The 12,372-nt window shown below is 45.7% G+C and carries 8 protein-coding genes and 1 pseudogene; 3 read left to right on the forward strand and 6 right to left on the reverse strand.

The genetic code is table 11. The annotated features are described in order from the left end of the window. Positions 1–243: 243 nt before the first annotated feature. A pseudogene (locus M1D72_RS04110) lies at positions 244–1,218 on the forward strand (rhodanese-like domain-containing protein); the annotation flags it as partial. A 70-nt stretch (positions 1,219–1,288) separates the two neighbouring features. On the opposite strand, the gene M1D72_RS04115 reads toward M1D72_RS04110, so the two are convergent. Beyond that, positions 1,289–1,747, reverse strand: coding sequence for a nuclear transport factor 2 family protein (locus M1D72_RS04115; protein ID WP_456294624.1), 459 nt, complete (start codon positions 1,745–1,747; stop codon positions 1,289–1,291). A gap of 443 nt (positions 1,748–2,190) precedes the next feature. Between M1D72_RS04115 and M1D72_RS04120 the strand changes: the two genes are divergently transcribed. Further along, positions 2,191–3,321, forward strand: a complete 1,131-nt coding sequence (locus M1D72_RS04120; RefSeq protein WP_456294625.1) for a 5-methyltetrahydropteroyltriglutamate--homocysteine S-methyltransferase — start codon at positions 2,191–2,193, stop codon at positions 3,319–3,321. Between the two features lie 137 nt (positions 3,322–3,458). Here the strand turns inward: M1D72_RS04120 and M1D72_RS04125 are convergent, their stop codons facing one another. Genes M1D72_RS04125 through M1D72_RS04135 form a run of 3 tightly spaced genes read right to left on the reverse strand, consistent with a single transcriptional unit; the run spans position 3,459 to position 9,227 of the window. After that, entirely contained in the window at positions 3,459–4,934 is a 1,476-nt protein-coding gene (locus M1D72_RS04125; RefSeq protein ID WP_456294626.1) for an efflux transporter outer membrane subunit, read from the reverse strand. Continuing rightward, positions 4,924–8,070, reverse strand: coding sequence for an efflux RND transporter permease subunit (locus M1D72_RS04130; protein ID WP_456294627.1), 3,147 nt, complete (start codon positions 8,068–8,070; stop codon positions 4,924–4,926). The genes M1D72_RS04125 and M1D72_RS04130 overlap by 11 nt, the downstream gene beginning before the upstream one ends. Before the next feature lie 11 nt (positions 8,071–8,081). After that, complete coding sequence (locus M1D72_RS04135; RefSeq protein WP_390194406.1) at positions 8,082–9,227, reverse strand: efflux RND transporter periplasmic adaptor subunit; 1,146 nt, start codon at positions 9,225–9,227, stop codon at positions 8,082–8,084. Positions 9,228–9,720: 493 nt separating this feature from the next. On the opposite strand from M1D72_RS04135, the gene M1D72_RS04140 reads away from it, so the two are divergent. Further along, on the forward strand, positions 9,721–9,909 hold the full coding sequence (locus tag M1D72_RS04140) for a hypothetical protein (protein ID WP_456294628.1): 189 nt from the start codon (positions 9,721–9,723) through the stop codon (positions 9,907–9,909). Between the two features lie 104 nt (positions 9,910–10,013). On the opposite strand, the gene M1D72_RS04145 is transcribed toward M1D72_RS04140, so the two are convergent. Together M1D72_RS04145 and M1D72_RS04150 are read right to left on the reverse strand one after the other, a co-directional pair. Further along, complete coding sequence (locus tag M1D72_RS04145; protein ID WP_456294629.1) at positions 10,014–10,979, reverse strand: glycosyl transferase family protein; 966 nt, start codon at positions 10,977–10,979, stop codon at positions 10,014–10,016. Positions 10,980–11,306: 327 nt separating this feature from the next. Further along, a complete protein-coding gene (locus M1D72_RS04150) occupies positions 11,307–12,344 on the reverse strand; it encodes a LacI family DNA-binding transcriptional regulator (protein WP_390194400.1) in 1,038 nt (345 codons plus the stop codon). Positions 12,345–12,372 lie beyond the last annotated feature (28 nt).

Consider the following 12,372-nt stretch of genomic DNA (forward strand, 5'->3'; position numbering starts at 1 on the left):
CGCAAGTCGATACTTCTTGAGTTCACCCTACAGAAAAGAAATAAAATATTACAATTACCAAAAATTATGAGTGTGTTGTAAATATATCTCTACAACAAAATAGGAGGGCAAGAAAACTATCACGTAGATGAATTAATCGTAGCCTTTAAAGATGCCACTCTAATCGATTCAGAATGATAAAATATGGGACAGATCTAAAATATATGTGATCAGTGAACAAGAACAAAATGCATATTTATGCAACAACTTGAACTGACATTAAGCAATGATGAACGAATCACCACCGGTATTTTAATTATGGCTATCGGTGTTCGCCCGGAAATTCAACTCGCTCAGCAAGCTGGATTAGATATCGGTAAACTGGGTGGGATTGTTACGAATGCTTATATGCAAACCAACGATGAAGCGATTTATGCGGTTGGCGATGCAATCGAAGAGCAGGATTTCGTGACAGGCGAATCGACACTTGTGCCACTTGCAGGGCCCGCTAACCGCCAAGGACGAATCGCCGCAGACAACATGCTTGGCCGCAGTGAAGCCTATCAAGGCACTCAAGGAACCGCGATTTGCAAGGTTTTTGATTTAGCGGTTGCTTCGACGGGTAAAAATGAGAAACAACTTCTTCGGGATGGCATTGATTTTCAAAAAGCCTACGTTCATACCGCGAGCCACGCTAGCTACTACCCAGGAGCTCAAGTTGTGTCATTAAAGCTTCTTTTTACGCCGCAAACGGGCAAGATCCTTGGTGCTCAGGCTGTTGGTAAAGACGGCGTCGATAAACGCATCGACGTTCTGGCTGTCGCACAACGCGCCGGAATGACCGTCGAACAATTGCAACACCTTGAGCTCACCTATGCGCCTCCATATGGCAGTGCGAAAGATGTCATCAACCAAGCCGCCTTTGTCGCAAATAATATTATTAAAGGCGATTCTACGCCTATCTATTTTGACCAAATCGATGATTTAAACGACAACCAATTATTACTCGATGTGCGTAACCCTGGCGAGCTAAAAAATGGTTACTTAGACGGTGCTGTGAATATTCCCGTTGACCAGCTACGTCAGCGTATGCACGAACTGCCAAAAGACAAAGAGATCATCATTTACTGTCAGGTCGGCCTACGTGGTAATGTTGCTTATCGTCAATTGGTGAATAACGGCTACAAAGCCCGTAATTTGATCGGAGGCTACCGCACTTATCTATTTGCCAACGCGTAATTGATACCAACAGCGAGTAACGACAAATTAGCCAGACCTATGTGCTGGCTAATTTTATCGGTAACAAGTGTTAAAACATGGTGTTGTTGTTCGCGGATTTTTCTGGCACTTCTTGACTTACATCCCAGTGCTCAACGATTTTTCCATTATCCAACCTAAAGATATCGACAATCGCGACACCTCTTGTTCCGGGGCTTCTCACCGCATGAACGTGAAGAATGACATAATCCCCATCAACAAAGCTGGCAGTAATTTCACTATGCGATTGCGGATACTTCTCGCGTAAAAAGGTGACAAAACCTCGAAATCCCTCAGGCCCATCAGCTGCATGAGGGTTGTGCTGAATATAAACGTCACCGACGTATTTTAGTGCCTCATCGGCGTCCTTCTTGTTGAGTCCGGCTTCATAAAAATTGAGTACTGTTTGACGATTTTGCTCTTTTTGAGACAGTGCTTCATCAGCATAAGCCGCGGTAGAGAGTTGGAAAAGTGCAACACAGAGTAATAAGAGTTGGAGCATTTTACGCATATAGGATTCCTCAGTTTAACCACCAATCATCGGCAAGAGTCACTGATGGTCTTCAAGTTCGATACTCATATCAGGATGAGTAGAAGCAGTCTGCCAGCAGCACTGAAAAAATATAAGTACGTACTTTTCTGTAAGTATGATTTTTTAAGACTCGTTCCTGTTGGTTTTTCTCATAATCTTTTAAATGAGAATCAACGAATTACTAAAATACTAACGCGCAGTGGCGATGGTCGCTCCCCTGAAACCTTATTACTTCGGTAAAACCATATTACTTTGGTAAATGGGATTAAACCCATCTTTGTTATCGTCTTGAGCACCGTTGGTGAATTATTATCCGAACTTGAATTATATTCATGATAATGATGAATATAATTCCATTAACAGACATCTAGCCATCTATTACTATGAACTCTCAATTTAGTCGTCATTAAAAGGGTTTTGTCATGGCCATTCGTCCTCCATTTCGTTCCGATGTTGTCGGAAGTTATCTTCGTCCTGATTATCTGCATCAAGCGCGCCGTGATTTTGCACAAGGGAATATCAATAAGCAGCAACTGACAGAAATTGAAAACAAAGCGGTTAACGAGCTTGTCGAACAACAAAAGAAAGCTGGGCTACAAGTGATTACTGACGGTGAGTTTCGCCGTGGTTTTTGGCACATCGATTTTCTTGAGAACCTAAATGGCATAGAAGGCTACGTTCCAAACACAGGCTACAACCAAAAATTCCAAGGCAAAGCAGCGCCAGCGTATAACATTCGATTGGTAGACAAAGTCTCCTTTGATTCGTCGCATCCATTTATCGAACATTTTGCCTACTTAAAGAAAGTCGCAGAGACAGGCGATGGCAGTGTAGCGAAAGCGACAATTCCTGCGCCAACCATGATTCTTCGCCAAGAAGTGTTGGCTAATGATGGCACATCCAAGATAGATGAAGTTTATCCTGACTTAACGCAATTTTACGCCGATCTTGCCACCACATACCAAGATGCGATCAAAGCGTTTTACGATGCAGGTTGTCGCTACTTACAATTTGATGATACCAACTGGGCATTTCTCATTGATTCACAAAAGCGTGAACAATTGAAAGAGAAAGGCATCGACCCTGACAGTATTGCCCAAGTTTGTACCCAAATCATCAACCAAGCACTGGAAGTGAAGCCGAATGACATGGTGATCACGACGCATATCTGTCGCGGTAACCATGCGTCTTCTTGGTTATTCTCAGGGGGTTACGAACCAGTGGCTGAGGCGCTGTTTGCCACCAACTACGATGGTTTCTTCTTGGAATATGATTCAGAGCGTTCGGGTGATTTTGCTCCGCTACGCCACTGGAAAAACCGAGATAGCAAAATCGTACTAGGTTTAGTGACGTCAAAGTTTGGCGAGTTGGAAGACAAGCAAAACATTAAGGACCGAATTCAAGAAGCAACGGCCTTTGTACCACTCGATAATTTGTGCCTTAGCCCACAATGCGGATTTGCTTCGACTCAGGAAGGCAATAAAATCGAATTTGACGCCCAATGGGATAAAATTCGTCTGATCAATGATATCGCCCAAGACGTCTGGGCTTAATAACTCGATTAGAACCGCCATTTCAAAAGCAGACTTAGGTCTGCTTTTTTGTTTACTCAACCCCGAGTGACAACGTCACACGCAAAAAATAAAGAAAAGCCCCACCGAAGTGAGGCTTCAACGTTTATATAGCGAGATTACTCATCATCAGCATCTTGACGCGCTTCCATCGTCTCAAGCGCATGCTTCACAGACGTTGATTGCTCTTCATTGGCCGCTTGCCAGCCACCACCTAACGCTTTGTAGAGGTTCACGCGGCTAGTCAGCAAGTTAAGGTGAGATGACAACTCACTTTCACGCGCCGCAAACAGTGAACGCTGTGCATCCAACAAATCAAAGTAGCTGTCACTGCCTTTTTCAAAGCGTAACTTTGCAAGCTGATAATAATCTTCGTTTGCATCTAAGTTCGCTTTTTGCGCGTTCCACTCTTCCATATAGTACTGTTGGCCGAGCAACGCATCCGACACTTCTTTAAAGCCCGTTTCGATGGCTTGTTGGTAGGCAATGATCGATGCCTCTTTACTGATTTCAGCAATATCTAGTTGAGCAGACGTTGCTCCCCAGTTGAAGATCGGCATTGTGATCGCAGGTGAGAAACTCCAGTAAGTCGCATCAGAACCAAATAAGCTATCCAAAGAACTTGAGCTGATTCCAGCTTGACCCGTTAAAGTAATTTGCGGGAAAAACACGGCACGTGCAGCACCAATATTTGCATTGTCTGCTTTTAATGTATGCTCTGCCGCCATAATGTCAGGACGAGACAGCAACAGCGCAGAAGTGCTTCCCACTTCAAGTTGCGACAAGATGCTGCCCTCTTCTGTCGGCAACTTACCTTCTAGACGAGCTTTAATCGGAGCACCAACAAGTTGGCGTAAGGTGTTGTAACCTTGTGCCACCGCCAGTTTGTATTGAGAGACGGTTGCTTGTGCACTGTGTAATGCAGTTTTACTTTGCGCCAATGTCAGTGCATCACTAAAACCTGCATCATAACGAGTTTGGACAAGTTCCAATGTCTCTTCATAGGCTTTGACGGTATCTTCGCTTAATGCAAGAAGCTCCTGATTCGCCATTAAAGTCATGTAACTGGACGTCACTTCAGAGATCAATGCAATCACCGCACTGCGACGACCTTCTTCTGCCGCCATATACGTTTCAAGCGCTTGATCGCTTAAACTTTTTACTCGCCCGAAAAGGTCAAGTTCATAGCTGGTCACGCCGACTGTCGCGCTGTAAGTCGAACTGTATTGCTCCCCGTTTCCGGTTAGAGCATCGGACGAGCGGGTACGGTTCCCCGAGGCATTTGCATCCAACCCAGGGTAACGATCAGCATCTTGAACGCGGTATTGCGCACGAAGCGCGGCTACATTCAAAATCGTTTGACGTAAGTCTTTGTTGTTTTCAAGTGCAAGCTCAACAATCGATTGCAGCTTGGGATCCGCAAGGAACGTGCGCCACTCGGGCAGCACGGTCTCGTTGGTTACTTGCGTAACAGTGGACTCTGACCAACCTTCTCCTGATGTCGACACATCGGTCGATGAGCGTTGGTAGTCTGGCGCCATACTACAGCCGGCGAGCGCGCCGGCAATGAGAACAGAGAGTAACTTAGTTTGCATCCGTGTTCTCCTCTTGAGAAGACGGGTTCTGCGGTGGCGTACGGAACAATTTCATGACCATAACGAAAAACACCGGAACAAAGAAAATCGACAGCAAGGTCGCCGCTAACATACCGCCAACAACCCCCCAACCAATCGCATTTCGACTTGCAGCACCAGCACCAGAACTTAGAGCCAGCGGAAGTACACCAAGAATAAACGCAAACGATGTCATCATGATCGGGCGTAAACGCATACGACACGCTTCGATAGTCGCCTTAACCAGATCCATTCCTTCGTCATAAAGCGCTTTCGCAAACTCAACAATCAAGATGGCGTTTTTCGCAGACAAACCAATGGTGGTTAGTAGACCAACTTGGAAGTAGACATCATTCGATAGCCCTTTCAACGTCGCAGCAACAATCGCCCCTAGAATCCCCAGTGGCACAACCAGCATGACGGAGAATGGAACACTCCAACTTTCATAAAGCGCCGCCAAGGACAAGAATACAATCAGCAATGAAATGCCGTAGAGTAAACTGGCTTGCGAAGACGATTGTTTCTCTTGGAACGATGTTCCTCCCCATTCAACACCAAAACCAGGTGGCAACTGCTGCACGAGGCGTTCAATCGCTTCCATCGCCTGACCAGAACTCTTACCCGGAGCGGCAGAGCCTTGAATGTTCATTGATGGCGACCCGTTGAAACGTTCAAGACGTGGCGAACCATAAGTCCAGTGATAAGACGCAAAAGCCTCAAAGGGAACCATTTCGCCGTCAGCATTTCGTACGTGCCACAGTTTCATGTCCTCTGGATCCATACGGTAAGGCGCATCAGACTGAACATACACTTTCTTGATACGACCATTATCGATAAAGTCATTCACATAACGTGAACCCCAAGCGGTTGAAAGCGTCGAGTTAATATCACTCACCGCGACGCCCATTGCCATCGCTTTTTCGTAATCGATATCAATTCTAAATTGTGGCGAGTCTTCCATACCATTTGGACGAACTGACGTTAAGTCACCATTTTGCGCTGCCATACCCAATAGTTGGTTACGGGCATTGAGCAGAGCTTCATGACCTTGGTTACCACGGTCAACCAGATAAGCATCAAAACCACTGGCTGTCCCCAAACTTGGGATAGCTGGGAGGTTAAAGGTATAAACCTGCGCATCTTTGATTTGAGATAACGCCCCCCAAGCTCGGCCGATAATCGCATCAACAGATTGATCAGGACGTGTACGTTCATCCCAGTCGGTCAATTTGACGAACGCCAAACCCATGTTTTGTCCACGACCTGCAAAACTAAAGCCTGCGACCGAGAAAACAGAAACCACGTTGTCTTTTTCGCCTTCCAAGAAGTGTTTACGCACATCATCAATAACATCAAGTGTGCGCTCTTGAGTCGCACCACTTGGTAACTGAATCATGGTCATAAAGACCCCTTGGTCTTCTTCAGGTAGGAAGGACGTCGGAATGCGGTTCCACATAAAGATCAAACCACCGACCAGCACCAAGTAAACCATAACGTAACGAAGCTTGGTCTTTACACTCTTCGAAACCATGCCTTGATAACGGTCAGTTCCTAGGTCGAAACCTTTGTTAAACCAAGCGAGAGGCCCACGTTTTACGCCGTGATGCTCACCTTTTTTGATCGGCTTAAGCATTGTCGCACAAAGCGCTGGCGTTAAAATCATGGCCACCAGAACAGAAAGTACCATCGCCGATACAATCGTGATCGAGAACTGACGATAGATAGAGCCAGCCGCCCCACCGAAGAACGCCATCGGAATGAATACCGCGCTCAATACCAGAGCAATACCCACCAATGCACCGGTGATTTGCCCCATCGACTTACGCGTTGCCTCACGAGGTGGAAGACCATCTTCCTCCATAACCCGTTCAACGTTTTCCACCACGACGATGGCGTCATCCACCAGCAAGCCGATGGCCAGCACCAAACCAAACATCGTCAAGGTGTTAATTGAATAGCCAAAGGCAGACATCACACCGAAGGTACCGAGCAATACAACCGGTACGGCGATGGTTGGAATCAAGGTTGCACGGAACTTCTGCAGGAACACATACATCACCACGAACACCAAGATGATCGCTTCAACTAATGTATGCACCACTTCTTCAATCGAAATTTTAACGAATGGCGTTGTATCGTACGGGTAAACGATTTCGAGAGTATCAGGAAAGAAATCTTGCAGTTCGGCCAACTTAGCACGCACGCCATCCGCTGTATCTAGCGCGTTCGCACCCGAAGCCAAACGAATCGCAATACCGGTGGCGTAGTTACCGTTGTATTCTGCCACCGCAGCGTAGTTTTCGCCGCCCATTTCAACGCGAGCCACGTCTTTAACGCGAATTTGAGCACCATTGGTATCCACTTTCAGTAGGATATTTTCAAATTCATCAACCGTACTCAAGCGGCCTTGAGCGGTGATCGTTGCACTTAATTGCTGACCGTCAACTGCTGGGTTACCACCGAGCTCACCGACCGACACTTGCGTGTTCTGGTTGGTGATCGCCGTGCTCACATCGTTTGGCGTTAAGTTAAACTTGTTCAATTTGTGTGGATCAAGCCAGATACGCATAGCGTGCTGGGCACCAAACACTTGAATCTCACCCACGCCCTGAACGCGGCTTAGCGGATCACGGACGTTTGACACCACGTAGTCAGACAGCTGAGTGTTGTTCATCGAGCCATCTTTTGAGATAAAGCCGACCACCATTAAAAAGCTGTCTGCTGACTTAGCAACTGTTACCCCTTGGTTGACAACTGCATCAGGTAAGTTGGGTTCTACCGCACTCAACTTATTTTGTACCTGAACCTGAGCAATATCAGGATCAGTCCCTGTCGCAAACGTCAATGTAATTTGGAAGTTACCAGCTGAGTCACTGTTTGAAGACATGTAAAGCATGTTATCGATACCATTCATGTTCTGTTCGATAACCTGAGTTACACTGTCTTCTACTGTTTTCGCAGATGCACCAGTGTACGAACCAGAAATACTGACCGATGGTGGTGCTATTTGCGGATATTGCTCAACAGGTAATGTCGTAATCGACAATACGCCACCAAGCATAATAAGGATCGCGATAACCCATGCAAATATGGGTCTATCAATGAAAAAACGAGCCATAAATTACATACCTATTGTTTGTCGATTTGTTGTGGGTCTACCAGACTGCCATCACCAATTTTTTGAAGGCCTGAAACAATCACTTGATCGCCTTCAGACAGACCATCAGTCACGAGCCAATTGGTACCAACAACACGGCTTGTTGTCACAACGCGATCTTCAACTTTATTTTCACTGTTGACGATTTTCACGTGTGCGCGCCCTGTCGTGTCACGGCTTACCGCTGCTTGAGGAACCAAGATAGCGCTGTCAACATTGTCGACGGGCACTTTGGCACGAACGTACAAACCAGGTAGTAAGGTGTTATCTTTGTTGGGCAGTAACGCACGCAGCGAGACTGTTCCCGTTGATTCATCGACTGAAACATCAGCAAATTGCAAAGAAGCGGGTTGATCAATCTCAGTACCGTCGTCTAAGGTCAGCTTGATGCCACTGACTTTCATTTCACCTTGGCTGGTTGCGCGCTGGCGCAATTTCAACACAGTGTTACTCGGCTGAGAAAGGTCCACATAAAGAGGGTCAATTTGCTGAATAGTCGCAAGGTAATCCGTTTGGCTTGCAGTGACCAATGCCCCTTCAGTCACAAACGATTTACCAATACGCCCAGAAATCGGCGCTTTAATCTCGGTATAATCTAAATTGATTTGAGCAGATTTCACCGCGGCTTTCGCTGCCATTGAGCTAGCAAGCGCAGCACGATAAGTGGCATCTGCATCTTCATAATCTTGTTCACTGATCGCTCGGTTCTTCACCAACTCACGATAACGCTCCGCCTGAAGTTTGGCGCGTTGTAACGTCGCTTGAGCAGAAGCAAGTTCCGCTTTGGCACTGTCTAACGTCGCTTCGTAAGTGGCAGGATCGATTTGATACAGCACATCCCCTTTTTCGACTTTACTTCCCTCTGTAAATAGTCGATCGATAATAATACCGTTAACCTGAGGACGAACTTCCGCGACACGATAAGCGCTGGTACGACCCGGCAAGGTATCCGTAATTTCTACGGGTTGGGTTTCAATGATGACGGACTCTACAGCAGTCGCTCTAGGCTCTTGACCTGGCGCACCTCCTGATTGGGCTTCCTGTTCACAAGCGGTCAATGCCATCGCAAGTCCTATGGCAATCATAGAATTACGATATTTAGGCAAGACTTTCGTCATAGTGTATCTCCTGATCATTATATTTTTAATGCTTTAGCCTGGTCATAAAGGTAATGCTTTAGAGCTGACCTAAAAGCATGGCTGCTATGTTTAGACTACACCTTGCTTTCAGTCACAACATATCTTCTGTTAATTTTTATAGGCAGCGAGTCTCATAAAAAACGTTTATGCAAATTTGCAGTCAACGATTGGCCTATTTCTTTATTATCCAGACGGACAATAATAAGTCCAGTCTATCTTTTTAAGCAACGTTTTTACATACGTTTACAAACGCCGAACAGACCAAGTACAAATGAAACTTAAAACATACAGCACAAGGGTTTAGAAGCATTTAAACACATTTATTTAGATGAAAAAATTAATAAACTGGAGAAAAAAAATAAAAAGCGATTTCGATGGGTTTTGGTTGAAATACGCCAAATTTTGTGTGCAAGGTTTGTGTCAAATCAGGCGATTAATTAGCCACAAAGTAACACGGTAAAAATGTAACAAAGTGAAACTAAAATGCCGTGAAAAGAATAACTTGATGATGGATGCCTTGGCGAGAAACAACGCGGGCTATTTCGATGAATTTTCTTGTAGCCCAGTTGCCGATGAGCGCATCATACTATGCGCGAAGCCCCTCATCTTTTGCCGTTTTGGTCAGTTTTGGGCTTGGCATGTCGTTGAACGCGCAGCATGACATGACTAACGTTTGCTTAACATCTCTTTCATATCCGCTCTGTAGTAAAGCGGGTAAATAAAAAGGTTTAGATGCTGGATCTAAACCTCTCTGGGACTCTCCTCTTAATACGCCTCGCTCGACGCATCACAATAACTCTGCCATAACTGATACGCGAGTTCGTACGCCTTATCGCGATCGTGAAATTTAGCAAATAACACAGCAGCCATGGTGGCGATAACCGCGTTGGCCATCGTCAACCAATCGGACTCAGGCGTATCAAAAACGCAGCGTTTAGGCATCGGCGCTTCGGTTAATATCTGTTCTGGCCAGTAATAGGACTCAACGTCACCTTTATGGCTCATCCAAACCGTTTGACTCACTTTAGGGTTGTATTCTGACTCCCCAGAGACGCCTTTAAATGACACCACGGATTCACTATGTTGACCAATCATGGTTTCCACTTCTGCATGCAACTGCTGAAAGCCTGGGTGAAAACTGCCTCTTAAGCCAATTTTGGCCGCCCCTGGATTGAGGGCTCGCACCACGGTATTAATTGGCGTACGTAAACCATAACGATGTTTCCAAGCGATCATCGTCTCAGCCTCAGGAGCAAAAACATTCAGAGGTAAATAAACGATGCTATCGGCCTCTAGCATGTCACGCGCCAGCTCAGGCGATGGCGCTTGCTGGATCCCGAGCTTATCGAGATAGTGGCTGGCATGCTCTCGGTTTGAACCGACTTCATGATAGCCATGCACCAACACCTTATACCCAATCGACGCGAGTAGCTTGGCTGCCAACAAATGCCAAGGTTTTCCGGTTGCCGCTCGTTTACCTGCGTAGCAAGGCCAATCAATATCCGCCCCCAACTCCGGGACGCGCTTTTGAAACGCTTTTACAAACCCAGCTATCTCGTCGTATGTTTCATTTTGAACCCGAATCAGCATCATTAGCATAGCCATTTGATCATCACCAACTTGACCATCTAAATACTCATCCATAATTTTATAAGCTTGATCGAAACTCAGTGGTTTACGGCCTCGCTCACCGCGTCCAACGGTACGAATACACTCTAAGATACTGCTCATTCTCGATTTCCAATGTTATTTAATGAAGCATGCTAAAGCTGGCAATGTCGTGCATAGCATGCTGATGAATCGCAGTATTACCCTGTCATCATCAATATTCAAGTTGAGTAGACGTTGTTGATGTTGAGCGTCTTACCAATAACGCTTGAAAGATGAAAAAAAGCCTCTCCGGTTAGGGAGAGGCCTCTTTACCTGTGACTATTTTTTTGTTATTAACGAATTCAAGTTCGCTATGGCGATTACTAAAGCAATTAGCATACCAAATTAAAAAGCTCCGAATTGCTAGCATAAGTTACTGGATTAAATGCCTTTTTGCACCATAATAGTTCAGTGCTCGAACGCTAGTTGTGCACGAACTGCAAATAACGATTTGGTTGATTGACGCACGACCAAATCAATCGGAGGTAATCGCACCTCATACTCCTGACCGCTGAGCAAGTTAAGCAAAGAATGAGCACATATTGCGCCAATTTCTTCAATAGGCTGACGTAATGTGGTTAATGATGGCGTAAAGTATTGCGAGGTGGGTAGATCATCAAACCCCACCACCGACACATCCTCCGGCACACGGTAACCCTTGTCTTTCAAAGCTTTAATGGCGCCATAAGCCGTTTGGTCGTTCGCTGCAAACAAGGCAGAAAAATGGACGTTTGATTCAATCAACTCAAGGGTGCGTTGATAGCCAGTTTCTGAGCTAAAATCACCTTGTTTGACGAGTTTCGGCATCACTTTTATTCCTGCCTCATTCAGCGCTCGCTTATACCCTTCAAAACGCGCGTGCGCATCGGGCTGAGTGGATAATCCCTTGATATGAGCAATGTTCGCATGCCCTTGTTGCAATAGGTGTAATGTCGCGATATAGCCACCCAATACATTATCGACACTAATCGAGCGCACATTTTTCGCTTCAATCTGATAACCAACCGCGATAACAGGAACCTGTTCAGCGTAACGGAGAATCTGCTCTTGTGACAAGTTTCCCGTGACAATAATCATCCCATCAACCTTGCTGTTGGACAGATATTCAAGTGCATGGGTTTCCAAACTGCGTTGCCAGTGCCCAGTCGCTATCGTTAACGAATAACCATGGCTGATGAATACCTTCTCCATGTCATTTAAAATACGACTGGTATAGGGACTATCAGGATGCTGAATCAGCACACCTATTCGCATCGAACGCCGCTTTTGCTGCTCAGGAATGTTGATATTGGGTTTATAACCGAGCTGCTTAATCGCTTGTTCAATATTGCTGCTTTTCTCTGTTGATACATACGTCGTTCGATTCAAAAATCGAGATACCGTGCTTGGTGAAACACCAGCTAGCGCGGCAACATCGTACACTGTAGGGGTCGTTTTCTTTTTCATTATATTCACGCTATTGATGGTATACCTC

This window comes from Vibrio sp. AK197 (genome assembly GCF_053903115.1).